Consider the following 23402-nt stretch of genomic DNA (forward strand, 5'->3'; position numbering starts at 1 on the left):
CGGGCGCGAAATTCACTATATTGGTGAAACGACAACCTACAGGAGCTCTACCTATCCCACCGCCCATGATGCGCCGGCCGATGCAGGCGCCGCCGATGAACGGCCCCCGATTCAACGAATTCATCCAATCGCCCAAGGTCCGCGTGATCGACCATGAGGGCGAGAATCTCGGCGTGATGTACACGCGCGAGGCAATCGAGCAGGCCGCCGAGGTCGGGCTCGACCTTGTCGAGGTGTCGCCCAACGCCGATCCGCCGGTGGCCAAGTTCCTCGACGTCGGCAAGTTCAAGTACGAGGCGCAGAAGAAGGCGAACCTCGCCCGCAAGTCGCAGAAGACGCAGGAGATCAAGGAGATCAAGATGCGTCCGAACATCGACGACCACGACTACGACACCAAGATGAAGAAGGTCGTCGAATTCATCGGCGAAGGTGACAAGGTGAAGGTCACGATGCGCTTCCGCGGTCGCGAGCTCAGCCACGGCCAGCTCGGCATGGCGGTGCTCCAGCGCGTGGCGGAACAGGTCAACGAAGTGGCGAAGGTCGAGGCCTATCCCCGCATGGAAGGTCGCCAGATGCTGATGGTGCTGGCGCCGAAGTGATGTCGTGCGCAGCGAGGTGAGAATGCCTCGCTGCGTCGCTGCTTACGAGCCCATCGTTCTCGAGGATCGGCGGCGATGCCTGTCACGCGATTTTCGCAGGCATCGGACCTTCTCGATCGCATTCCGTCTGATCGGCGACTTTCGAACAGCGGGCGATGCCGAACTCGCTGATCTGCAACTCGGCGGATGATGCTGGCCGCTGGCGATGTTCCGCCGCATAAAATCATCACGGTTGGCTGGGGCGCCAGGATTCGAACCTGGGAATGGCGGCACCAAAAGCCGCTGCCTTACCGCTTGGCGACGCCCCAACACGTCCGCGCCGCGCGAGCCTTGCTCGCATCGGTGCCATGGCAGAGCGCGCGCTTATAGCGGCGCGCGCGCGTCTGCAAAGTCCCTTATAGCCGTTCGAGCCAATGATGCGCGTCGGGTGCGCGGCCGGTCTGGATCGCCACCAGCGCTTCGCGAAGGCTCATGCTCAGCTGGCCCGGACCGCCCGAGCCGATCGTGAAGTCGCCCGACGTCGCCTTGACCCCGCCGATCGGCGTGACGACCGCCGCCGTACCGCACGCGAATGCCTCGATCAGCCGGCCGCTCGCGGCGTCCGCGCGCCAGTCGTCGAGCGAATAGCGCTCCTCTCGCACCGTGATGCCGCGGTCGCGCGCGAGACTGATGAGCGAATCGCGTGTGATCCCGGCCAGGATCGTGTCCGACAACGGCGGCGTCGCGATCGACCCATCGTCGAACACGAAGAACACGTTCATGCCGCCCAGTTCCTCGATCCAGCGGCGCTCGACCGCGTCGAGGAAGACGACCTGCTCGCACCCTTGCGCGATCGCCTCCGCCTGGGCGGCGAGGCTGGCAGCGTAATTGCCGCCGCACTTCGCGGCGCCCGTCCCGCCCGGCGCGGCGCGCGTGTAATTCTCCGACGCCCAGATCGTCACCGCCGACGGGCCGCCCTTGAAATAGGCGCCGACCGACGAGGCGAGCACCATGTAGACGTATTCCGCCGAGGGCTTGACGCCCAGGAACACTTCGCTCGCGATCATGAACGGGCGGAGGTAGAGCGCGCCGCCGCTGTCGGCGCCGGGAATCCAGTCGGCTTCCTGCCGAACCAGCGCGCGACACGAATCGACGAACAGTTCCTCGGGCAGTTCGGGCATCGCCAACCGCCGCGCGCTTGCCTGGAACCGGCGAGCATTGGCGTCGGCGCGGAACAGGCCGATCCCGCCATCGGCGAGACGGTATGCCTTCAGCCCCTCGAAAATCTCCTGCGCGTAATGCAGCACGGCGGAAGCGGGGTCGATCGTCAGCGGCTGGCGCGGCGCGATTGCCATGTCATGCCAGCCCTTCGCGCTGCTATATTGCGCGATCGCCATATGATCGGTGAATACGCGGCCGAAGCCGGGATCAACCATCCGCCCGACACGGACATCGTCGGGAGTGGGCGAAGCGGTGGGATTGAGCGCGAAGGCGGTCGTATAGGTCATGGCGATGCGCCCTTAGCGCGTCGAATGCGTCACGTCCAAGCCTTGCGATGTCGCGATCCCGATGGCAGACGTGGCAATATGACTGCCACAAGCATGCCGGCCTCGGCCCAGTTCCTGCGCGAATCCGAAATCCGCCGCGGCAGCGAATTGCTGTTCTTCGCCTATAGCCGCGTGACGCGCGCCGTGGACGAGCGGCTGGGCGCGAACAGCATCGGTCGCGCGCACCATCGCGCGCTCTATTTCGTCGGCCGCCATCCGGGCATTTCGGTCAGCGAATTGCTGGCGATCCTGGGGGTGACCAAGCAATCGCTCGGCCGCGTGCTGACCGATCTCGACGAACGCGGGCTGGTCGAGACGCGCATCGGCGACCGCGACCGGCGGCAACGCCTGCTGCGGCTGACCGACAAGGGCCACGCGCTCGACATGGAGCTGTTCCACGCCAGTCGCGACATCATGGCGACCGCCTACACGCAGGCTGGGCAACAGGCAGTCAGCGGGTTCTGGTCGGTGCTCGAAGGGCTGATCCCCGAAAGCGAACGCGCCCGCGTCAATTCGTGGCGCGAAACGTCGGTGCCACCGGGACAGCGGCCCTAATCCTCGTCTAACGCCGCGCTTCCTCGGCCATTTCGCGGCCACGGCGTTCGGACGCGGCCAGCGTCTCGGTCAGCAAGCGAACCAATGCATCGTCACGGTCGAGCACGTTGAGACCCTGACGCGTTGAGCCGCCCGGACTGGCGACGCGATCGGCCAGCGTCGCGGGCGGCGCGTCGGCGATCGCCGCCATCGCGGCCGAACCCTCCACGGTCGCCAGCGCCAGCCGCGCCGCTTGGTCGGCGGGGATGCCCAGCGCCTCGCCGGCCTTCGCCAGCGCATCGATGAAGCGAAACAGGAAGGCCGGACCGCATCCTTCGAGCATGCCCGCCGCGCCGTACAGCGCGTCGTCGTCGATCCACTCGACCAATCCGAGTGGTGCCATGAGCGCAGCAACCGTATCGCGTGCGGCCGGTGATGCGGCGTGCGCGTTGAGTGCCACTACTCCCTTGCCCAGCGCGACCGGCAGGTTGGGCATCGCGCGCACGATCGCGGGACCGGGAAAGCGCGCCGCCAGCGCCGCTTCGTCGGCACCCGACAGGATCGACACCAGAATCGGCGCATCGGCGATCCGTGCGCCGTGCGTCGCCGCAACCTCGTCCAGTTGCTGCGGCTTCATCCCCAGCATCACCAGATCGGGCGGCGGCCCCGCCGGCAACGTCCGCGCCTGTCGCACCCCGACCGGTAGCGCGCGATCATGGCGATTAACGACATCGACTGCCTCCGCGGCGACCGTCCCGCTCTCGATCCAGCGCGCCAGCATCGCGCCGGCCATGTTGCCGCAGCCAACCAGCCACAACCGCTTGGGAACAGCGCCCGTGCTCACGCCTCGCCCTGCGTCTCCGTCAGCGACGCGGCCAGCGCTTCCTTCGGCGTCTTGCCGCCCCACAGGACGAACTGAAACACCGGGTAGAAGCGCTCGCACTCGTCGATCGCCGATTCTATGATAAGCTCGGCACCCTCCAGGCTCAGCGTCCCGCCATCCTCGCCGCCGATCATCGCGGCGTGGCGATAGAGCACGATGCCCGACGACGACCACAGTTCGAAATGGCCGAGCCACATCTGTTCGTTGATTAGCCCGATCGCTTCGTAGATCGCGGCGCGGCGATCGTCGTCGGTAACGCGGATGTCGGGGAACGTGAGGAACTGCAATACGCTGTCCTCCTCGCGCCAAAGCGCGCGGAGCTCGTACTGCGCCCAGCTGCCCTTGACCGTCGCCACCACTTCATCGTCGTGACGCTGATGCTCCCAGCCATGCGCGGCGTAATAGCTCTCGATCATGTCGATCGGAGCGGCGTCCTCGCGACCGTAATCGGCCTCATCGAGCATGGATGGTCTCACGCTTCATCGCGGGCGAATCTGCCCGCCGCGGCCGGATCGCGCAACAACATGCGTGGAGAAAGCTGTGGAAATCAGGTTAGTCCTTTGTGGACTTGGGCTTTGCGGCCTTGGTCTCCAACGCGTCGAGCCGTGCCTTCAGCGCATCGGCTTCGTCGCGGGCGGCGGCGGCCATCGCCTTCACCGCTTCGAACTCGTCGCGGCTGACGAAGTCGAGACCGCCGATCCATTCGCGGGCGCGGGCGCGCGTCGCCGCTTCGGCCTCGCGGCCCATTCCCGCCAGCGTGCCAGCGGCGCCGTTCATGAACTTGACGACATCGTCGAACAGCCGGTTTTCGGATTGCATCTGATATTCCTCGAAAAATTATGCGTCAGATCGTCATCTGGGCATCCGACGACTGCGGCACAAGCGTGTCGGCGCCGGGATTGAGCTGGAGGATCTGCCAGTTGAGTCCGCCGGCGAAGCACAGCCACGCCAGATACGGCACCATCAACCAGGCTGCCGCGCTCCGGATCCGGCCGAACACGATCGTCGCGATCAGCGCGACGACGAAGATCGCGATCAGCAGGATCAGCGCCGCCAGCACCTTGTGCGCACCGAAGAAAATTGGTGTCCAGGCGAGGTTCAGCGCCATCTGCACCACGAACAGCCCGATCGCGAGCCCGCGATGCCGCGCGCCACGCGCGTTCAGGATCATCGCCAACGCCAGCCCGAGCAGGACATAGAGCAGGCTCCAGGCCACCGGGAACACCCAATCGGGCGGATTGACGGCGGGCTTGGTCAGCGACTGGTACCACGCGCTCTTGCCGCCCGACGGCGCGACCTGGCTCGAGGCGAAACCCAGCAACAGGATCAGCGGCACCGTCACCGCTGCCCAGCGCAGGAAGCCCCACCGCAACTGTCCCTTGGTCGCAAGTTCCATGCTCGTCCTCTCGGATGGCGTCCGCTCTCCCCTGTCGCGGGTGGGCGACGAAGGCAAGCGGATCGACGGCCAAACCGTCCTGATCTCGTCATTGCGAGCACAGCGAGGCAATCCAACGCCGGACCAGGACGCCCTGGATTGGTTCGCTACGCTCGCAACGATGGAAATCAGGAACGATGCGCGCCGATCAGGAATTCGACATTGCCCTCCGGCCCGGTAATCGGGCTGGGTGTCACACCTTCGACTCGCCAGCCTTGCGTGCTCAGCCATGCCGCGACTTCGTCGCACACGCGGACATGGACGGCGGGATCGCGCACGACGCCACCTTTGCCGACCTCGTTCCGTCCCGCCTCGAACTGCGGCTTGATGAGCGCGAGCAGGCGACCGCCCGGCTTCGCGAACCCGAGCGGCACGTCCAGCACCTTGGCCAACCCGATGAAGCTCGCATCGCAGACGATCAGGTCGACCGGTTCGGGAATGTGCGCTGCGGTCAGCACCCGCGCGCTGGTCTGTTCGTGGACGATCACGCGATCGTCCTGGCGCAGCTTCCACGCCAGCTGGTTGGTACCGCTGTCCACGGCGTAAACGCGGCTCGCGCCCCGACTGAGCAACACGTCGGTAAAGCCACCCGTCGAACTGCCGACGTCGATCGCGATGGTGCCGCTCACGTCCCAACCGAAATGGTCGAGCCCATGCGCGAGCTTGATACCGCCGCGCGAGACCCACGGATGGTCGCGCCCACGCACCTCGATCGCCGCATCGGGCGCGACCGCCTCACCAGCCTTCGCGACCTTGCGTTCGCCGACGAACACCAATCCAGCCATGATAAGCGCCTGCGCCCGCGTCCGCGATTCGGCGAGCCCGCGTTCCACGAGCAACTGGTCGATGCGTTGCTTGGCCATAGGGCCGATTGCCTGCAAATTACACTGGTCGCAATCGCCGCGTATTACGATCTAGTACCGTTCCATCAGAGCCGAAACGATCATCTCGGCTGCCTCATTCGGGCTGATGGCGGTCGTATCGATGCGAATTTCGGCCTGATCGGGCACTTCGTACGGACTGTCGATCCCCGTGAAGTTCACGAGCTCGCCGGACCGCGCTTTCTTGTAGAGACCCTTGGTATCGCGCCCTTCTGCCACCGCGAGCGGCGTGTCGATGAAGATTTCGATGAATTCCCCCGGCGCCATCATCTGGCGGACCGTCGCCCGTTCGGCGCGGAATGGCGAGATGAAGGCCGTGATGACGATCAGGCCGGCATCGGTCATCAGCTTGGCGACTTCGCCGATCCGCCGGATATTCTCGACGCGATCTGCGTCGGTGAAGCCAAGGTCGCGGTTGAGCCCGTGTCGCACATTGTCGCCGTCCAGCAGGAACGTATGCCGACCGAGCAGCGACAGCTTCTTTTCGATCAGGTTCGCGATCGTCGATTTGCCCGCCCCGGACAGGCCCGTCAGCCACAGCACCGCAGGCTTTTGCCCCTTCAACCGGGCGTGATGCTCGCGACCGACGTCCAACGCCTGCCAATGCACGTTCTGGCTGCGGCGTAGCGCGAAGTGCATCAGTCCGGCGGCGACCGTTGCGTTGGTGACCTTGTCGATCAGGATAAAGCCGCCGAGTTCGCGGCTCGTGGCGTAGGGTTCGAAGACGATCGGCCGGTCGGTCGAAAGGTTGGCGACGCCGATCGCGTTCAGTTCCAGCGTTCGCGCCGCCAGATGTTCCATCGAATTGACGTTGATCTGGTATTTCGGCTGCTGGACATTGGCAGTGACCGTCTGTGTTCCGAGCTTCAGCCAGTACGAGCGCCCCGGCAGCATCTCGTCATCCGCCATCCATATGATGGTCGATTCGAATTGGTCGGCGATCTGCGGCGGCGAGGACGTGCTTGCAATCACATCACCTCGCGAACAGTCGACCGCATCGGTCAGCGTCAGCGTCACGGACTGACCCGCGGCGGCGCTCGGCAGGTCGCCGTCCATCGTTACGATGCGATCGACCTGCGCCGTCCGGCCCGACGGCAGGATGCGGACCTCATCGCCCGCTGCGATCCGCCCGCCGACGATCCTGCCGGCAAAGCCACGGAAATCGGGGTTCGGCCGGTTGACCCATTGAACCGGCAGACGAAACGGTGCCACTTGCTGTGCGACCTGACCGACGTCCACCGTCTCCAGATATTCCATCAGGCTCGGGCCGCCATACCAAGGCGTGTTGTCCGAGCGGTTCGTCACATTGTCGCCGACCAGCCCGGAGACGGGGATCGGCACGAAATGCTCGATCGCCAGCGTGTCGGCGAACGCCCGATACTCGGCGACGATCGCGTCGAATGTCGCCCGATCGTAGCCGACCAGATCCATCTTGTTGATCGCCAGGACGATGTTTCGAATACCGAGCAGGTACGCGAGGTAGGAATGCCGCCGCGTCTGGGTGAGCACACCCCTGCGCGCATCGACCAGGATCACGGCCAGGTCGGCAGTCGACGCGCCGGTCACCATATTTCGGGTATATTGTTCATGTCCAGGCGTATCGGCGACGATGAATTTGCGTCGCTCGGTTTCGAAGAAGCGATAGGCGACGTCGATGGTGATGCCTTGCTCGCGTTCGGCGGCGAGCCCGTCGACGAGCAGCGCTAGGTCGAGCTGCACGCCCTGGGTGCCGAAACGGCGCGAGTCGGCTTCGAGCAACGTCAATTGGTCCGCCAGCACCGCCTTACTGTCGTACAGGAGCCGCCCGACCAGCGTCGATTTCCCGTCGTCAACCGAGCCGCACGTGATGAGGCGCAGCAGCGACTTGTCTTCTGTGAGAAATGCCGCGACGTCAGGCTCGCTTACCATGAGCCATCTCGGGTCTTCCGAACGGGGCGCATCAGAAGTACCCGTCCTGCTTCTTCATCTCCATCGACATGTCCGGATCGTGATCGATGGCGCGCGCGTGACGTTCCGATGTTGCGGCCATCAGGTTCTCCCGGATGACTTGCGGCAGGGTCGTCGCTTCGCTTTCGATCGCGCCCGTCAGCGGATAGCAGCCCAGCGTGCGAAACCGGATCGATCGTTCGACCGGCACTTCGCCCGGCATCAGCGGTAGCCGATCGTCGTCGACCATTATCAGTTGTCCGTCGCGAACCACTGTTGGTCGTTTGGCAGCGAAATAGAGCGGCACGACCGGAATGTTCTCGGCCCAGATATACCGCCAGACGTCGGCTTCGGTCCAGTTGGAGATCGGAAAGGCCCGGAGACTTTCGCCACGATTCTTGCGGGCATTGTAGAGATGCCAAAGCTCCGGCCGCTGGTCCTTCGGGTCCCAGCGATGGCTGGCCGATCGGAATGACAGGACACGTTCCTTCGCGCGGCTCTTTTCCTCGTCCCGACGCGCGCCACCAAATGCAGCATCGAAGTCGAACGTATCCAGCGCCTGCTTCAATCCGTCGGTCTTCCACATCGTCGTATGGAGAAAGCCGTGGTCGAACGGATTGATGCCGCGCTTCTCGGCTTCCGGGTTGCGGTGGACGATCAACGTCATGCCGCTCTCTTGTGCGGCGCGGTCCCGGAAGTCGTACATCGCCTGGAATTTCCAAGTCGTGTCGACGTGGAGCAACGGGAAGGGCGGTGGCGATGGATAAAATGCTTTCCGCGCCAGGTGCAGCATCACGGCGGAGTCCTTGCCCGCCGAAAATAGCATGACGGGATTTCGCGTTTCGGCGACCACCTCTCGCAGGATGTGGATGCTTTCCGCTTCGAGGCGCTGCAGGTGCGTCAGCATCGTACGCTTACTGGTCGGCCAGATTGAAAATCTGTGCGGCGCGTTGCCAGTGGCACTCGGCGACGCCGGGCAGCGCGCGCTGGCTGCGTTGCATCAGGGTTTCCCAACGCGTCACTACGGGGTCGGCGGCGTCGCTTGCTGCTTTCGCTTCGAAGCTGAAATCGGGGCTGGTTTCCATGACCATCACCAGGCGTGTGGCGAGACGATAGATGCGCATGGCGTGGATGCCCGACGCGCGGATCGCGGCGGTTACCTCGGGCCAGACGCGGCCGGCGGCGTGATGCGCTTCATATTCCGCGATCAAGTCGGCATCGTCGGCCAGGTCGAGGAGCAGGACGTGTTGCGCCACAGTGGTCAGTCGGCTCGGACGCGCCGCTGGCGGCGCGGCGGGGTTGCGACCGACAGCCGCGGCACGACCGGCGCCGCCTCGCGGTCGTACCAGCCGAGGATCGAGGAAATGTCGGTCGCGGTCGCCTTCAACAGCGCCAGCGTCTCGTCGAACGACAGATGCGGGGCATCGTCGATCGCGGCGAGGAAGGGGATGGTCAGCGCCGCGACGACATGGCCGTCGAACCCGAAGATCGGACAGGACAGGTCGGACACGCCGGCCATCCGCGCGCTGGGGCTGGTCGCGTAGCCCTGCGCGCGGATCGCGGCCAGTTGGTCGGTGAGCGCGCGCGGCGCCGACTTGCCGAGCAGGTCGGCCCGCCGGTCGTCCTCGGCAAAGGCGAGCAGCACGCGGCCCGAACACGTGGTCTGAAGGTCGATCGCGGTGCCCAGCCGCACCGCGAACCCGGCGGTGTCGGGGCTTTCCTGGCGCGCGACGATCAGCCCGCGCGCGCCGTTGACGACGACCAGATGGCACGACTGCAACGCGGCTGCGGCGAGTGCATGCATCAGCGGGGTCGCGACATGCGTCAGTTCCTGCGCGGGGGTCGCGCGATGCGCCAGTTCGAGCAGCTTGTAGGTCACCCGATAGCGGTCGCTGGCCATGTCCTTGTGCAGCCAGCCGCGACGGTCGAGCACGACGACGACGCGGAACAGTTCGCTGACCGACCGGCCGAGCCGCTGCGCGATTTCGGTGATGGTCAGCCCGAACGGCTCGTCGCCGAGCAGTTCGAGGATGTCGATGCCCTTTTCGAGCGCGGGCGCGCTGTAGTTGGGCGATGCCGACGATTTGTCGGCGGAAGCGGTGCGATCAGCCATTGTCGGGCATGGTAACGACCGGTGACGGGCTTGTCATGCCTCTGCCGGGACGGCGGCATTGGCGGCGTGGATCGCACGATCTCAACGGGTTAGAGCGTATCGGGAGCGATCAGCACATGGACGACGTCGGGTGCCGGCGAGACGACCGAGCGCGCGCCGAGCGAGGCCAGGGCGGACACGTCGATCCGGTCGGCGTGCGCCAGCGTGGCCCTGATCCGGCCAGGCACGACCGAACAGATTTCGACGTTATGCTCGCCGCCCAACGCCGCGAGCCAGGGTTGGGGGAGGGAGGTCGCCGCCCCGGGTGACGGCGGCGAAGGCGTCGGCGCTGACGCCGATTGATCGAGCGCCGTCCGCATCTCCATCGCGAGACCATCCGCGATGCCGCCGACGATCACCTGCACGGTGGTCGGCGAGGGGCGCAGCACGCCGCGCGCGCCGAGCCGGCGCAAGGCCGGTTCGTCGATCGCGTTGGCGTCGGCGACCGCCAGTCGCAGCCGTGTCGCGCACGCGTCGATCTGGCAAAGATTGTCCCGACCGCCCAGCGCCGCGACGAATGCCGCAGCCTTGTCGTCCGCCGCTACTGGCGCGGCCGGCGCGGTGGTATCGAGCGGCTCGCGGCCCGGCGTCGGCAGGTTGAAGCGGACGATGAACCAGCGGAACGTGGCGTAATAGATGACGGCATAGGCCAGCCCGACCGGCAGCAGCAGAATCGGGCGAGTGGCGCGGCCGAAGTTGAGGATGTAATCGAGCAGACCGGCCGAAAAGCCATAACCCAGCCGCACGCCGAGCGCATACATCACCACTTCGGCAAGGCCGGTCAGCAGCGCGTGGATCACGTATAGCACCGGGGCCAGGAACATGAAGCTGAACTCGATCGGCTCGGTAACGCCGGTCAGGAACGAGGTCAGCGCGAGGCTCAGCAGCAGGCCGCCGACCGCCGGCCGTCGCGTCGGGGCGGCCGAGCGGTACATGGCGAGGCAGGCGGCGGGCAAGCCGAACATCATGACCGGGAAGAACCCGCTCATGAACACCCCCGCGCTCGGGTCGCCGGCGAAGAAGCGCGTCAGGTCGCCGGTCTTGCCGTGATAGTCGCCGACCAGGAAATAGGCGACGTTATTGAGGATGTGGTGCAGCCCGGTGACGATCAGCAGCCGGTTGAGCACGCCGAACGCGAACAATCCCCATGCTCCCGTTGCGACGATGCCGTGGCTGAGCGCGTCGACCGCGGCGGCGATCGCGCCGTAGCTCGGGCCGAGCAAGGCGGCGAAGCCGAGTCCCGCGACACCGGCGAGGATCGGCACCAGCCGCCGCCCGCCGAAAAAGGCCAGATAATCGGGCAGCCTGACCGTCGAAAAGCGATTGTAGAAGCCGCCGCCGACCAGCCCGGCGACGATGCCGATCGGCACCTGCAGCTTGTCGATCGCTGCGGCCTTCCATGCCGCGGTCAGCGTTGTGGCGATCGCCGACGCGGTGCCCGGCGGGACCGTGTCCGGCGGCACCACGAGGAACACCTGGCTGGCATTGCCGATCACCAGATAGCAGACGACTCCTGCCATAGCAGCGGCCCCGTTGCCGTCGCGCGCTACCCCGGTCGCGACGCCGACCGCGAACAGCAGCCCGAGATGCTGGAAGATCGCATCGCCCGCCGCGCTCACGAAGCCGATATTCAGCAGATCCGGCTGCCCCAGTCGCAGCAACAGGCCCGCGACCGGCAGTACTGCGATCGGCAGCATCAGCGCGCGGCCCAGCGTCTGCAACAGCGGCATCGGCGAACGGATCGTGAGGGTCATCGGCCGTTCTCCTCGGCGAAGCGGCGGGCGAGGTCGCGAACCTCGGTCGCGGCGGCGCAGGCGAGCGCGGTGCGAGCATGGTCGGTGGCGGCCGCCAGCGTGATCGCGGTGACCAGCGCCTTGGTCGCGGGGACGCGCGACGGCGGCACCGAGAGCGTGCGCACGCCGAGCCCGATCAGGATCGGCGCGGCGAGAGGATCGGCGGCCAATCCGCCGCAGACGCTGACCGGCGTCGAACCGGCGCGCGCGCAGGTCTCGCCGATCAATCGCAACACGGCCGGGTGTAGCCCGTCGAGCATTCCAGCAACCCCCGCATTCCCGCGATCGGCGGCCAGGGTGTATTGCGTGAGGTCGTTGCTGCCGATCGACAGGAAGTCGGCCTCGCGAGCGATCAGATCGGCGCCGATCGCGGCAGCAGGCGTCTCGATCATCGCCCCCAGCGATATCGTGCGGTCGCCGCGCACCCGGTCGAGCACGGCGCGGACGGCGGCGACTTCGCTCGCGCTCGCGACCATCGGTACCATGATCCTGGCATGCGTATCGTCGTTCAGCGCCAGGATCGCCGCCACCTGCGCCTCGAGAATATCGGGACGAGCCAGCGCCACGCGGATCCCGCGCAGCCCGAGTGCGGGATTCTCTTCGGACGGCAGCGCCAGATAGGGGGCGGGCTTGTCGCCGCCGACATCGAGCAGGCGGATCGTCACCGGGCGATCGGGCAGCGCGTCGAGCACCGCGCGATACGCTTTTGTCTGTTCGGCCACATCGGGCGCGGCGTCGCGATCGAGGAACAGGAATTCGGTGCGGAGCAATCCGCAGCCGTCCGCCCCCGCCGCCATGCCGGCGGCCGCGTCGGCGGCCGACCCGCAATTGACGTGCACGGCGATCGCGATGCCGTCCGCCGTCGCCACCGACGCGCTGCCGATGTCGCGCGCGCGCGCCTCGGCGGCATGGCGGCGAGCGATCGTCGCGTCGGCATGGCCGCGCAATGCCGCATCGGGCGACGCGACGACGAAGCCGGCATCGCCGTCGAGCAGGACCGGCACGGCGTCGGCGATCGATTCCAGTGCCTCGCCGAGCGCGACCGCCATCGGCAGGCCGGCACCGGCCGCCAGGATCGCGACATGCGCGGTCGGTCCGCCGCGAACCAGCGCGACCCCGGCTACGCCCGCCGCATCGAGCGCGGCGAATTGCGACGGCAACAGGTCGTCCGCCAGCACGATCGCGCCAGCCGGTGGCGCGGCCTGTCCGCCGTGCGTGCCCAGGATGGCATGGGCGACGCGTTCGCCGACATCGACGATATCGTCGGCGCGTTCGGCGATCCGCGCGTCGCCGCTCTGGCGCAAGCCGGCGGCCTGCGACTCGGTCGCGGCCATGATCGCGGCGGCGGCGCTGTCGCCGGCTTCGATGGCGGTGATCGCGGCCGTTAGCAGCGTCGGATCGTCGAGGATTTCGCGATGCGCGCCGAAAATGCCGGCGGTGGCGCCGGGCCGTTGCGCGGCTTCGTCGAGTTCCGCGCTGACGGCCGCGATTCCCGTCGTCAGCCGCTCGCGCTCGGTCGCGACGCCGTCGCCGCGCGCCGGCGGTTCCGGGCGAATGCGGCGCAGCCAATGCGCTGAACCGATCGCCAGTCCGGGGGCGGCGGCGACACCCGGGATCGCGGCTTCCGGTCGAGCGAGCGACGGGGCAGGCGCCGGAACGCTGGTGGCCACCGGGGCTTCGACCTCATGCGCCAGCAGCGCTTCGATGGCGTCGATCGCGGCGGCGGCATCTTTGCCCGTTGCGATGATTGTCGGCTCGGCACCGTGGCTCAGGCCGAGCCCGAGCATCGTGATCGAACTCGCAGCTGAAGCGCGCTTGTCGCCAAGCTCCAGCGTCGCATCGGCGTCGAGCGCGCGCAACGCTGCGACGATCCGCGCGGCCGGGCGAGCATGCAGGCCGTGTGGCAAATCCACTCGCACGCGGCGCGCCAGCGTCGGGCCGCCGCTTGCCGCGCCGGCCTCGCGTGCGGTCCGCTCGATGCGCAGCACCAACTCGCCGACCGCGACCATGCCGCCGGCATGGCGCCATGTGACATGGCTGTCCTCGCCGACCACGATCAGCGGCGTCGCCGCCGCGCTCGCGCGCGTTACCAGCCGGTCGAGATCGAAGCGGATCAACGGATCGCCCGTCGCCACACGATCGCCCGCTTTCACCAGCGCGGTGAACCCGTCGCCCGCCATCGCGACGCTATCGATGCCGATATGCATCAGCAACTCGACGCCGTCCTCGGTCGCCAGCGTGATGGCATGGCGCGCGTCGTGGATCGTCAGGATCGTGCCGGCGCACGGCGCATGCAGCGTGTCGCCGGTCGGATCGATCGCCGCGCCATCGCCCATCATCCCTTGCGCGAAGACGGGGTCGGGCACCTCGGCGAGCGGCATCGCCCAACCGGCGAGCGGGGCGAGCAAGGTGATGTCGGTCATGCGCCCACTCCTGAACGGCCCGCATCGGTGGAGCGGCGGATCGCGACCGGTTCCTGGGGCCGCGGTGCCACCGCCAGCCGGTCGATCGTGAGCGTCGCCGGGCGCAGGCCCGGTGCCGATGCCCGCAGCGTGAGGCGTCCGCGTCCGGCATCGGCCGCGACGATAACCTGCGCGAGACCGTTGAACAGCGACCGGGCGCCACCCTTTTCGGGCTCGTGGATGTTGGGGTCGCCGTTGCCGACGCCAATGATCGCGCCGCCCGCGATCGTGAAGCGCGCGGGCAGGTTGGCGGTCGGTACGTGGCGGCCCTGTGCGTCGATCGCATCGATCGTCACCGGCTGGGCGTCCTCGCCATCGCCGGCCATCACGCGCCGCGCCGGCGTCAGGCGAAGCGCGACCGGTGCGCCCGCGGTCTCATGCACCGCGCGCGCCACTTCGCGACCGCCGCGATAGGCGATCGCCTCGATCCGGCCGGGCGCGTACGGCACCGTCCATTCGTTGCCCATGATGCGATCGACGGCGCCTTCCGCGACCTGCTTGCCGTTCAATCGTACGATGACCCGCTCGGCATTGCTCGTCACCAGCAGCTTGATAGGCTGGCCCTCGCGCCCCGGCCAGGTCCAGTGCGGCGCGATCGCCACCACGGCCATTTCGTCGATCCACTGCGCGCGGCGAATGTCATAGGCGGTCTTGGGAAAGCCGCACAAATCGAGGATGCCGAAGAAGCTCGATATGGTCGGCCAGGCATAGGGCGTCGGTTCGCCGTGATAGTCGAACCCCGTCCAGGCGAAGCCGCCGGCCACGAACGGCCGGCGCTCGATCGCCTGCCAGCTCTTGCGGTGCGTCGCGCCCCAGCTGGCCGCCTCGGTGTCGTAGGACGAGATGACGTGGCGCGCAGGGTCATTGGCGAAGGCGCCGCGGGTCATGAACGCGCTGGTATCCTCCGAACTGGTCATCGGCTTGGCCGGGTTGGCCGCGTGGAACTTGTCGTAATCGCCCTGATAGTAATTGAACCCCATCACGCCGACCACCTGCGACACGTTGGCGGGCGCGTAGAACATCCCGTTCATCGCCGCCGTCACCGGCCGGCTGTCGTCGAGCCGATGCACGGCGGCGGCCATTCGGCGCACCATCGCGACGCCGGCGGGCGTGCCCTGCATCGGTTCCTCGTTGAACACCGACCACAGGACGACGCTGGGATGGTTGCGGTCGCGCCGCACCATCCATTCGAGCTGGGCGAGGTAATCGGGCGCGGGGTCGAACCGGCGGTTCTCGTCCATCACCAGAAAGCCCATCCGGTCGGCGAGGTCGAGCAGTTCGGCGGCGGGGGCGTTGTGCGAACAGCGGATCGCGTTGCACCCCATGTCCTTCAACCGGCCGAGCCGCCACGCGAGCAACGCATCGGGAATCGCCGTGCCGACCCCGGCATGGTCCTGGTGCAGGCACACGCCCTTCAGCTTCACCGGGCGATCGTTGATCGACACGCCGTGATCGGGATCGAACGTCACCGTGCGAAACCCGATCGCCGTGCGGCGCTCGTCGGTCGTCGCGCCATCACGCACGATCCGCGTCACCAGCGTATGGAGCGTCGGCCGTTCGAGCGACCACAGGGCAGGAGTGCCGGCGTCGAGCGTCAGGCGTGCTTCGCCCCGATCGAACGTCGGCACGCGGGCGGTGGCCGTTCCCCGGGCCATGGTGCGCCCATTCGGATCGAGCAACATCGCTTCGACCGTCGCGTCGGCGTCGCTTGTCTCGATACTCTCGAGCGTCACCGTGACGGGCACGTCCCAGCCGCCGTCGCTGCGCCGTCGCGGGTCGCCATGGACGCCGTCGGTCGCGATCGACACCGGCGGCCGCCGCGCCAGCCAGACGTGGCGGTAGATGCCGGCCCCTTCGTACCACCAGCCCTCCATCGCGGTCGCATCGACGCGGACCGCGACGACGTTGAGGTCGTCGCCGAACCGCGCGAACGGGGTCAGGTCGACATAGATGCCGGTATAGCCCGACCAGCTGTGCGCGACGACGTTGCCGTTGATCCAGATCGTGGCGTTGGTCGCGATGCCGCCGAACTGCAGTTCCAGTTTGCGCCCGCGATCGGCGGGGTCGAGCCGCAGCGTGCGGCGGTACCAGCCGATGCCGCGCGGGCGATAGCCCTGGCTGACATTGGCGCTTTCGACGAACGGCTGGAACGACGCTCAGTCGTGCGGCAGTGTGACGTCCTGCCAGCCATCGTCGTCGTGGCGGATCGCGGCGGCACCGCGCGCGGCCCCGGCCTTGACGCTGTTGTACGTCTCGTCGTGCGTCGCCGGCGGCGGGGGCACGATGTCGCCCTCGTGGAACCGCCAGCCGCGATCGAGCAGGACGCGCGACGGATCGGTCTCCGGCAGGCGCGGCGGCAATCGATCGACCGGCGCTGGCATGGGAAAACCCGTCGCCGTTTCCGCTGCCGCGCCTTTGCCGGGTAGGGCGAGCACCGCGCCCAGCGCGGCCGATCCCTGCAACATCGCGCGGCGGTCGATCGTCATGCCGCCCCCGCGGCGTGATGCTTGCCGCCGATCCACGTGCCCACCGGCATCAGGTCGGCATCGAGCTGCACCCAATCAGCGCGCCGCCCCGCCGCCAACGCGCCGCGCTCCGCCGTCAGGCCGAGGAACGCGGCCGGATTGGTCGCGGCCATCTGCGCGGCGATGTCCGGCGTCACGGCCATCATGTGCACGGCATTGCGCACCGCGCCCGCCATGTCGAGATCGGAACCGGCGAGCGTGCCGTCCTCATATGCGCACTTGCCGTCGGCGACCCGGATGCGCCGCCCCTGCAACACGAAATCCTTCTCGACCGCCCCGACCGACGGCATCGCGTCGGTGACGAGCATCAGCCGATCGGTACCCCGCGCCCGCGCGGCGATCCGCAGCATCACCGGCGAGACGTGGATACCATCGGCGATCAGGCCGCACCATGGCCGTGGATCGTCGAGCGCGGCGCCGACCAGTCCGGGCTTGCGATGGAGCATCGGCAGCATGGCGTTGAACAGGTGCGTGACGGCGCCCAGCCCGGCATCGAATGCAGCGCGCGCGCCGGCCTCGTCCACTTCGGTATGCCCGGCGCTGACCAGGACGCCGGCTGCGGCCAGCGCGCGGATCTGGTCGAGTTCGGCCAGTTCGGGCGCGATCGTCACCATCACCTGCCCTCGATGCGGGCGCGACAGCAGCGCGATCATCGCATCGTCGAGCCGCCGGAACCGCGACGCGTCGTGGATGCCCTTGCGTGCATCCGCGAGGAACGGCCCCTCGATATGCACGCCCAGCACGCCGGGCACGCCGGCCGCGATCGCGGCGTCGCTCGCCTCCAGCGCCAGCGCGATGCGATCGGGATGGTCGCTGATGAGCGTCGGCAGGAAGCCGGTTGTGCCATAACCCGCATGCGCGGCGCCGATCGCGGCGATGCCCGCGACGCTCGTCGCGTCGTTGAACAGCACGCCGCCGCCGCCATTGACCTGCGTATCGATGAAGCCCGGCATGATCCAGCCGCCGGCGAGGTCGATCGCGTTCGCGGGCGTGTCGGTCAGGGGCGAGAGGTCGGCGATCCGGTCGCCCTCGACGCGCATCTCCGCGCCCGTCCAGACGCCGGCGGCGGTCGCGACATGGCCGTTGACGAAGCAATAAAGGGTCATCGCGTCTGCGTCACCTTCGCCAGATGCGGCGGCTGGTCGGGGTCGAGCCCGCGCGTCCGGGCCAGCTGCTCGGCGAGACCATAGAAGCTCGCCAATTGCAGGATCGGTTCGATCGCCGGGTGCGCGGCGATCGCGGGCAGCGTCGACTCGCCCCCCGGCCGCGCCGTCAGCACGACCGCGCCCCGCGCGGCAAATTCGCGCGCGACCGTCATCACGTCGTCGCCCGAGACGTCGGACGTCGCGAACGCCAGGATCGGGAAGCCCGGCCCGACGATCGTCATCGGCCCGTGCCGCACCTCGGCCGCGCTGAACGGCTCGGCCTGGACCGCGCAGGTCTCCTTCAACTTGAGCGCCGCTTCCTGTGCGATGCCGAAACCGTAGCCGCGGCCCAGCACGAACATCTGCCGCGCGGTCGACAGGGGAGCGAGCCCGGGGCTCCAATCGAGCTGGGCTGCCCGTGCCAGCAGGTCGGGCAACGCCGCCACCGCCTCGGCGAGCGCGTCGTCGCCGGACCATGCCGCCGCCAGCGCCGCCAGGCCGGCCATCGCCGCGATGCAGGACTTGGTGGCCGCCACCGATCGTTCCGCCCCGGCGCTGAGCGGCAATAGCCAATCGGCGCGTTCGGCCAGCGGCGACGTCTCGTCGTTGACCAGCGCCACGACCGGCACGTCCGCTTTGGCATAGGCATCGACCGTCGCCAGCAGGTCGGGACTGCGCCCCGATTGCGAGATCGCGATGCACAAGGCGTCGCCGGTCGTCACCCGCGACGCGAAGACGGAGGCGACCGAGGGCGCGGCCGAGGCGACGGGCACGCCAATCAGCGTCTCGATCAGATATTTGCCGTAGGTCGCGGCATGGTCCGACGATCCGCGCGCGCAGGTGCTGACCACATTGACCGGTCGCGCCCGCAATTGCGCGGCCAGTTCCGCCAGCGCGTCGCCGTTGCGCGCGAGCATCCGTCGGACTGCGTCGGGGGCCTCCAGCGTTTCCCGCCGCATCAGGCTTGCGGTCGGCTCGATCGTCGCGGCGTCAGACATCGGCGAGCTCTGCAACGAAGTCATAGGCGTCTCCGCGGTAATAGGATTGGGTGAATTCGACCGCCCGCCCGTCGCGCAGGAACCCGCGACGCTCGATCAACAGCCCCGGGCTGCCGGCATCGACGCCCAGCATCCGGGCATGCGTGCCGAGAAAGGGGACGGCGCGGAGCCGTTGCAGCGCGCGGGCGGGGCGGTACCCTGCCGCTTCCAACGCCGCGTAGAGCGAGTCGCCGACGTCATCGACGCTCGTCAGATAGGCGGCGGCGATCGTCGAGAATTCGAGCGCCATCGGCGCCTCGTCGGCATAGCGGATGCGGTGGAAGCGGAACACCGGCGCCCCCGGCGACAGGCCGAGCGCCAATGCCTCCTCCGGCGTCACGAAGCCAGGCGCGCGCATGATCCAGCTGCTGCTGGCGACGCGACCGCGGGCATTCATATCCTCCGAGAACGAGGAGATCTTGGCGAAATTCTTTTCGATGCGGCGCGTGACGGCCGTACCCGCGCCGCGCCGGCGGACCAGTAGGCCCTCCTCGACCAGATCGGCGAGCGCCTTGCGCACGGTGATCCGCGATACGCCGAACTCGACCGCCAGGTCGCGCTCGGCTGGAATGGCGGCATTATCGACGAGGACGCTGTTCTCGATCGCCGACCGGATCAGGCGGGCCAGCTGCACGTATAGCGGCGCCGGGTCGTCCGAGCGCACCGTGCCGATCTGATCCGAGAACGTCATGACGACGGCGGCCCCTCCATTGCAACATCTGCGTAACATCGCGATTGATGATACGCAATGGACCTATTGGTTATATACAGGTGCTATCGATTATTTGGCGGAGTTGCTGGACGATTGCGGCATCGGTCGCTGCCGGATTGATGCCGAAGCAGAGTCGATCTTCGGCGATCGGTGTTGCCTCGCCGCGCGCCGTACCGTGCAAGCCATCGACTTGCGAGTCGGTTAGAAGCTGCGCGGCAAGGTCTGGTTGGACGCCCGCTCCGGCGACAATCCGACAGCGGCTTGCTGCCGCATCGACCATGCGCGCCAGCGTCGCTCGGCCCGTCCAGGCGGTGGCTTGGCCGCCCGAACTGAGAATCTGATCGAAACCGAGCGCGATCGCCTGCTCGACGGCCGCTACCGGATCGGCGACCACATCGATCGCGCGATGCAGCGTCAGGCCGATATCGCCTCGCGCGGTGCGGGCCGCATCGACGAAGCGCGTCAATGCCTCCACGTCCAAGGCGTCATCATGGACGGCGCCGAACACCACGCCGTCGACACCCGCGGCGATCAATGTCCGGGCATCCGCCAAGGATAATGCAAGCTCGTCGGCATCGTAGGTGAAATCGCCCGGCCGCACGCGGACCATGGCGCGAACCTTCACATCGGCGACACGGCACAGTTCGATCGTCGCTTGAGCCAGGCCGGCGGATGGGGTCAGTCCACCAATCGCGAGCGCGGCGCACAATTCCACCTGGTCGGCGCCGCCGGCAATGGCCGCAGCCACGCTGCGCGGTGATTCGACGCAGATTTCCAGAATCCGTGCCGCGTCGGTTTTAATGCTCGTCATCGGCCCCCCGGCTACTTCGCGAAAGCGTCCATCGACCTCCAGCGTAGCGCAGCAAAACTGCCCCTGCGATCACGATATTACAACGGCGTTTTTATAAGCGAAACAAATTTGCAAAAAACGGTAGCGGAATGGTCCGTAATTGGTTATACCGGCCTCGAAGCTGCTCGGATGCACGCCGAAAGGGGTGCGACAAGAAGCGGCAAGACGGTCCGTCGCGGGAATGGTTCGGCTCTGGTTGGGGGTGGATATGAAGCTACGTTTTGCGCTGTTGATGGGTTCGGCGATCATGGTCGCCACGCCGGCTTTCGCTCAGGATCGCGATGGATCGGCCACGAGCGACCGCGACGACATCGTCGTCACCGGGATCCGCAAGAGTCTTCAGGATGCGATTGACACGAAGCGCAAGGCGAATTCGATCGTCGACGTCATCAGTGCCGAGGATGTCGGCAAGTTCCCCGATACCAACGTCGCCGAGTCGCTGTCGCACTTGCCTGGCGTGACGGTCGACCACCAGTTCGGCGAGGGCGAGCAGGTCTCGATCGCCGGTGTCGAGCCCGCGCTCAACCGCGTGCTGATCGACGGTCACTCGATCGCGTCGGCGGACTGGGGCGGCAACCCCGGCGACCGGTCGAGCCGCACGTTCAATTATTCGTTGCTCTCGCCCGAAATCATCAGCCAGGCGGTCGTCTACAAGACGCCCGAAGCGCGGTTGCAGGAAGGTGCGATCGGCGGCACCGTCGACATCGTCACGCGCAAGCCGCTCGATCTCAAGCCGAACACGGTCACCGCGACCGCGGGCTATGAATATAACGACCGGTCCAAGACGGGCAATTTCCGCGGGTCGGCGCTCTACAGCTGGCACAATGCCAGCGACACGTTCGCTTTCCTGGGGTCAGTCAATTACGACAAGGAAAACCTCGCTCGTGCCGGCGTCGCGGTCTACGGCTACCTGACCGGCGACAGCTTCGTGCAGCATTACACCGATGCGAGTGGCAATTCGCAAGTCCTTCGCGATGCCAATGGGCAGGCGGTTTTGCAGAATACCAGTGCCAAGGTCACCGGCGGGACCAATAACGACCTGTTGACCGCGCGCTTGCCGGCGTTCCTGGCGCACGAATATTTCCAGCAGACGCGTCAGCGGTTGGGTTTCACCGGCACGATGCAGTTCAAGCCGGCGCCGAACTTCACTTTGACCGCCAATGCGATCGTGATCCGCGGCAACTACGACAACTTCAGCAATTCCGAATACAGCTACAACGTGCGCGGGTCGCAGCTGACCGCGGCCACGATCACCAACGGCCTCATCACCTCGGCGACGTTCGCGGCGCAGCCCAGCACCAGCAAGACCTGGATGGGCGAACTCGACACCAATTTCCGTCGCACGCGGATCAAGAACGACAGCTTCAGCATGCTGTTCGACTGGGATCTGGACGGGTGGAAGATCACCGGCAACGGCGGTTACACCCGTGCGAGCGGCGGTAAGAACCCCGAATATCTGCTGAACTTCCGCACGCGCCAAGGCTTCACGGTCGGCGCGAACGGTCGCGACACGATGCTCAACTGGAACTATCCGGCGAGCGACGGCACGCAATGGATCAGCACGTCGCCGGCGGAATCGAAGCTGCGGACCGAGCCGGCCGTGCTGGCGGCGACCAACGGCGCCGGCTTCTTCGGCGCACAGATCGGCGGCATCACCAATGCCGAACAGACGGTCGACCAAGAGAAGTTCGGCCAGATCGATTTCTCGCACGATCTCGATGCCGGGCCGTTCAAGAAGGTGTGGTTCGGCGTCCGCGCCAGCATCCACAATAACCAGCAGACCACCTATGGCGGCGCGACCTTCTACAATGGCTTCTTCACGCTGGCCGATCTCGGCTCGTATACGCTCGATAGCAGCGTGTATGACGGTCTCTCGACCACCGGCAACGCGACGCCCTATGCGACGCTGACCCAGGCCAACGCGATCAAGGCGCTGAATATGCCGGGCACGCTCAACGTCACGCGTCCGCTCGACACGGGCAGCTTCTTCAAGGTCGAGGAGCGGATCGGCACCGCCTATGTCCAGCTCGACTACGAGATGGGCAAGTTCCGCGGTAATGTCGGTGGACGGTTCGTTCGGACCAAGGACATCTCGTCTTACTACCTGTCGTCCGCCGGGCAGACCCAACTCGTGGTGGCGCCACGTACCGACGATCGCTTCCTGCCGGCGGCCAACCTCGCCTATCAGGCGTCCGACGACGTCATCCTGCGCGCGGCGGCGGCGAAGGTCATTGCCCGGCCCCGCTACAGCGACCTTGCCGGTTCGCTGTCGCTCGACGACACGCAGAAGACGGGCAGCGGCGGCAACCCCGACCTGAAGCCTTATGCCGCGACCAATTTCGGCCTGTCGGCGGAATGGTATTTCGCCAAGGCGAGCTACCTGTCGGGCGAAGTATTCTACCGCGACATCTCGAACTATATCGGGAACACGACGTACAACCAGACGATCACCAACCAGCTGACCGGCCAGACCAACACGTACAGCGTGTCGCGGCCGATCAACGGCGGCAAGGCGTCGGTGACGGGCTTCTCGCTCACCGCGCAGGCCAATCTGTTCTGGGGCTTCGGCATCCAGTCCAACTACACCTTCGCCAGTGCAGATACCGGGGTGAACGGCCAGGGCCTGCCGTACCTGTCGCGCAACACGTTCAACATCATTCCGTATTTCGAGAAGGGGCCGTTCCAGGCGCGGTTGAGCTACAACTACCGTTCGAAATATTATTACGGCTATGGCCGTCTGCAGTCGGCGAACTTCACCGATGCGTATCGCCAGCTCGATTTCTCGGCGTCGTACAGCATCACGCCGAACTTCCGGGTTACCGCGAACGCGTCGAACCTGCTCGACGAGACGTACTACCAGTACAGTCAGACGCCGTCGGCACCGACCGCGCTCTACAAGAACGGCCGCGTGTTCTCGATCAACGCGACCATCAAGATGTAAG

General features: G+C 66.9%; 19 protein-coding genes, 1 tRNA gene and 1 pseudogene. 3 read left to right on the forward strand and 18 right to left on the reverse strand.

Features of this window, described 5'->3' with window-relative positions; genetic code table 11:
- Nucleotides 1–65: 65 nt before the first annotated feature.
- Nucleotides 66–599 carry a translation initiation factor IF-3 gene (infC, locus tag J0I47_RS00935; RefSeq protein WP_294044567.1) on the forward strand — a complete coding sequence of 178 codons (534 nt, stop codon included), beginning with the start codon at nt 66–68 and terminating at the stop codon, nt 597–599.
- Nucleotides 600–832: 233 nt separating this feature from the next.
- Here infC and J0I47_RS00940 read toward each other — a convergent pair.
- Nucleotides 833–907 (reverse strand) — tRNA-Gln (locus tag J0I47_RS00940).
- Between the two features lie 87 nt (nt 908–994).
- Nucleotides 995–2086 (reverse strand): branched-chain amino acid aminotransferase, encoded by a 1092-nt coding sequence (locus J0I47_RS00945; RefSeq protein WP_294044568.1) that lies wholly within the window; start codon nt 2084–2086, stop codon nt 995–997.
- A 93-nt stretch (nt 2087–2179) separates the two neighbouring features.
- Between J0I47_RS00945 and J0I47_RS00950 the strand changes: the two genes are divergently transcribed.
- Nucleotides 2180–2680 carry a helix-turn-helix domain-containing protein gene (locus J0I47_RS00950; RefSeq protein WP_294044569.1) on the forward strand — a complete coding sequence of 167 codons (501 nt, stop codon included), beginning with the start codon at nt 2180–2182 and terminating at the stop codon, nt 2678–2680.
- A gap of 7 nt (nt 2681–2687) precedes the next feature.
- On the opposite strand, the gene J0I47_RS00955 is transcribed toward J0I47_RS00950, so the two are convergent.
- The 16 genes and pseudogenes from J0I47_RS00955 to J0I47_RS01030 form a co-directional block, all read right to left on the reverse strand.
- On the reverse strand, nt 2688–3503 hold the full coding sequence (locus J0I47_RS00955; protein ID WP_294044570.1) for a pyrroline-5-carboxylate reductase dimerization domain-containing protein: 816 nt from the start codon (nt 3501–3503) through the stop codon (nt 2688–2690).
- Nucleotides 3500–4006 (reverse strand): YbjN domain-containing protein, encoded by a 507-nt coding sequence (locus J0I47_RS00960; RefSeq protein ID WP_294044571.1) that lies wholly within the window; start codon nt 4004–4006, stop codon nt 3500–3502. The genes J0I47_RS00955 and J0I47_RS00960 overlap by 4 nt, the downstream gene beginning before the upstream one ends.
- 88 nt (nt 4007–4094) lie before the next feature.
- Nucleotides 4095–4361 (reverse strand): accessory factor UbiK family protein, encoded by a 267-nt coding sequence (locus J0I47_RS00965; RefSeq protein ID WP_294044572.1) that lies wholly within the window; start codon nt 4359–4361, stop codon nt 4095–4097.
- A 25-nt stretch (nt 4362–4386) separates the two neighbouring features.
- Nucleotides 4387–4938, reverse strand: a complete 552-nt coding sequence (locus J0I47_RS00970) for a TspO/MBR family protein (protein WP_294044573.1) — start codon at nt 4936–4938, stop codon at nt 4387–4389.
- Between the two features lie 167 nt (nt 4939–5105).
- Nucleotides 5106–5840, reverse strand: coding sequence for a TlyA family RNA methyltransferase (locus J0I47_RS00975; protein ID WP_294044574.1), 735 nt, complete (start codon nt 5838–5840; stop codon nt 5106–5108).
- 51 nt (nt 5841–5891) lie between these two features.
- The gene (gene cysN, locus J0I47_RS00980; protein ID WP_294044575.1) at nt 5892–7766 is read right to left on the reverse strand and encodes a sulfate adenylyltransferase subunit CysN; all 1875 of its coding nucleotides are present in this window, start codon (nt 7764–7766) and stop codon (nt 5892–5894) included.
- Nucleotides 7767–7797: 31 nt separating this feature from the next.
- Nucleotides 7798–8691 (reverse strand): sulfate adenylyltransferase subunit CysD, encoded by an 894-nt coding sequence (gene cysD, locus J0I47_RS00985; protein ID WP_294044576.1) that lies wholly within the window; start codon nt 8689–8691, stop codon nt 7798–7800.
- Nucleotides 8692–8698: 7 nt separating this feature from the next.
- Nucleotides 8699–9040, reverse strand: a complete 342-nt coding sequence (locus J0I47_RS00990; protein ID WP_294044577.1) for an L-rhamnose mutarotase — start codon at nt 9038–9040, stop codon at nt 8699–8701.
- Nucleotides 9041–9045: 5 nt separating this feature from the next.
- A complete protein-coding gene (locus tag J0I47_RS00995; protein ID WP_294044578.1) occupies nt 9046–9897 on the reverse strand; it encodes an IclR family transcriptional regulator in 852 nt (283 codons plus the stop codon).
- 89 nt (nt 9898–9986) lie between these two features.
- Nucleotides 9987–11690, reverse strand: a complete 1704-nt coding sequence (nagE, locus tag J0I47_RS01000; protein WP_294044579.1) for an N-acetylglucosamine-specific PTS transporter subunit IIBC — start codon at nt 11688–11690, stop codon at nt 9987–9989.
- Nucleotides 11687–14152 carry a phosphoenolpyruvate--protein phosphotransferase gene (gene ptsP / locus J0I47_RS01005; protein ID WP_294044580.1) on the reverse strand — a complete coding sequence of 822 codons (2466 nt, stop codon included), beginning with the start codon at nt 14150–14152 and terminating at the stop codon, nt 11687–11689. The genes nagE and ptsP overlap by 4 nt, the downstream gene beginning before the upstream one ends.
- Nucleotides 14153–14205: 53 nt before the next feature.
- Nucleotides 14206–16677: pseudogene (gene galA / locus J0I47_RS01010) on the reverse strand (beta-galactosidase GalA); the annotation flags it as partial.
- Nucleotides 16674–17822, reverse strand: coding sequence for an N-acetylglucosamine-6-phosphate deacetylase (gene nagA, locus J0I47_RS01015; protein ID WP_294044581.1), 1149 nt, complete (start codon nt 17820–17822; stop codon nt 16674–16676). The pseudogene galA and the gene nagA, both read right to left, overlap by 4 nt.
- On the reverse strand, nt 17819–18859 hold the full coding sequence (locus J0I47_RS01020; protein ID WP_294044582.1) for an SIS domain-containing protein: 1041 nt from the start codon (nt 18857–18859) through the stop codon (nt 17819–17821). Before J0I47_RS01020 ends, nagA begins: the two co-directional genes overlap by 4 nt.
- Complete coding sequence (locus tag J0I47_RS01025) at nt 18852–19589, reverse strand: GntR family transcriptional regulator (protein WP_294044583.1); 738 nt, start codon at nt 19587–19589, stop codon at nt 18852–18854. Before J0I47_RS01025 ends, J0I47_RS01020 begins: the two co-directional genes overlap by 8 nt.
- Before the next feature lie 70 nt (nt 19590–19659).
- The gene (locus tag J0I47_RS01030) at nt 19660–20421 is read right to left on the reverse strand and encodes a copper homeostasis protein CutC (RefSeq protein ID WP_294044584.1); all 762 of its coding nucleotides are present in this window, start codon (nt 20419–20421) and stop codon (nt 19660–19662) included.
- Nucleotides 20422–20668: 247 nt separating this feature from the next.
- Here J0I47_RS01030 and J0I47_RS01035 point away from each other — a divergent pair, with 247 nt between their 5' ends.
- Entirely contained in the window at nt 20669–23401 is a 2733-nt protein-coding gene (locus J0I47_RS01035) for a TonB-dependent receptor (RefSeq protein ID WP_294044585.1), read from the forward strand.
- Nucleotide 23402 lies beyond the last annotated feature (1 nt).

Source organism: Sphingomonas sp. (assembly GCF_017304635.1).
Lineage (GTDB): Bacteria > Pseudomonadota > Alphaproteobacteria > Sphingomonadales > Sphingomonadaceae > Sphingomonas.

Bases quoted from the DNA above. Each gene is read 5' to 3' on its own strand.
- infC (WP_294044567.1), top strand. From the start codon at position 66: ATGATGCGCCGGCCGATGCAGGCGCCGCCGATGAACGGCCCCCGATTC.
- J0I47_RS00970 (WP_294044573.1), bottom strand. From the start codon at position 4,938: ATGGAACTTGCGACCAAGGGACAGTTGCGGTGGGGCTTCCTGCGCTGG.
- J0I47_RS01025 (WP_294044583.1), bottom strand. From the start codon at position 19,589: ATGACGTTCTCGGATCAGATCGGCACGGTGCGCTCGGACGACCCGGCG.
- nagE (WP_294044579.1), bottom strand. From the start codon at position 11,690: ATGACCCTCACGATCCGTTCGCCGATGCCGCTGTTGCAGACGCTGGGC.
- J0I47_RS00960 (WP_294044571.1), bottom strand. From the start codon at position 4,006: ATGCTCGATGAGGCCGATTACGGTCGCGAGGACGCCGCTCCGATCGAC.
- J0I47_RS01030 (WP_294044584.1), bottom strand. From the start codon at position 20,421: ATGACGAGCATTAAAACCGACGCGGCACGGATTCTGGAAATCTGCGTC.
- J0I47_RS00995 (WP_294044578.1), bottom strand. From the start codon at position 9,897: ATGGCTGATCGCACCGCTTCCGCCGACAAATCGTCGGCATCGCCCAAC.
- J0I47_RS00965 (WP_294044572.1), bottom strand. From the start codon at position 4,361: ATGCAATCCGAAAACCGGCTGTTCGACGATGTCGTCAAGTTCATGAAC.
- ptsP (WP_294044580.1), bottom strand. From the start codon at position 14,152: ATGACCGACATCACCTTGCTCGCCCCGCTCGCCGGTTGGGCGATGCCG.
- J0I47_RS00975 (WP_294044574.1), bottom strand. From the start codon at position 5,840: ATGGCCAAGCAACGCATCGACCAGTTGCTCGTGGAACGCGGGCTCGCC.
- J0I47_RS00950 (WP_294044569.1), top strand. From the start codon at position 2,180: ATGCCGGCCTCGGCCCAGTTCCTGCGCGAATCCGAAATCCGCCGCGGC.
- J0I47_RS01035 (WP_294044585.1), top strand. From the start codon at position 20,669: ATGAAGCTACGTTTTGCGCTGTTGATGGGTTCGGCGATCATGGTCGCC.
- nagA (WP_294044581.1), bottom strand. From the start codon at position 17,822: ATGACCCTTTATTGCTTCGTCAACGGCCATGTCGCGACCGCCGCCGGC.
- J0I47_RS00945 (WP_294044568.1), bottom strand. From the start codon at position 2,086: ATGACCTATACGACCGCCTTCGCGCTCAATCCCACCGCTTCGCCCACT.
- J0I47_RS01020 (WP_294044582.1), bottom strand. From the start codon at position 18,859: ATGTCTGACGCCGCGACGATCGAGCCGACCGCAAGCCTGATGCGGCGG.
- cysN (WP_294044575.1), bottom strand. From the start codon at position 7,766: ATGGTAAGCGAGCCTGACGTCGCGGCATTTCTCACAGAAGACAAGTCG.
- cysD (WP_294044576.1), bottom strand. From the start codon at position 8,691: ATGCTGACGCACCTGCAGCGCCTCGAAGCGGAAAGCATCCACATCCTG.